The following is a 576-nucleotide window of genomic DNA, read 5'->3' on the forward strand; positions in this document are numbered from 1 at the left end:
ATAGAGAAACCATATAGCCCAGTAGAAAAGCAAGTAAATCAAAATAAGAATAGTGAACTAACAATACAAGTTAGTGTAGATACAACAAAAGCATTAGAGGGAATTAAGGAAGTAACTGAAGCAGCTAATGAATGTGCAGATGCATTAGAGAAGCTGGAAAAGGTGATGCATAAATTTAAAGGTCAATCTGAAACGTCTGAAGTATCTTTCGATATAAAATCAATTGCTCAATCTACAATTGAACAGACAGCAGACAACTCCATTAAATTACAAGTAAGTAAACTAGACATAAAACGTTCAGATCAATTTTAAGTATTGTAGACGCTACTCTAAACTATGTAGCGTCTTGTTTGTTGTTAAGGAAAGATAAGGAGGAGAAGAAATGAGTCTTACACTTCATAACGGAGATTTGAACAAGTTAGCAAGAGATAGACGGTTTAAGAGAGTTCTTGAAGTTGTCTAGGTAAAGATAAACGCAAACGTGTTGCGTTTAGGGATAAGGGGTGAGGTGAGGAGAGTTGAGGAAACCACTTCGACCATGCTGTGAATTTCACTGCCAGAACCTCACGCGTGAAA

The 576-nt window shown here is 36.5% G+C and carries 1 protein-coding gene; it reads left to right on the plus strand.

Annotated elements, in window-relative coordinates:
- Positions 1-312: a hypothetical protein gene (locus MR058_RS22925; protein WP_049759299.1), complete on the plus strand. Its 312-nt coding sequence runs from the start codon at positions 1-3 to the stop codon at positions 310-312.
- The last annotated feature ends 264 nt before the right edge of the window (positions 313-576 follow it).

Source organism: Bacillus cereus group sp. BfR-BA-01430, assembly GCF_022663115.1.
Lineage (GTDB): Bacteria > Bacillota > Bacilli > Bacillales > Bacillaceae_G > Bacillus_A > Bacillus_A cereus_BD.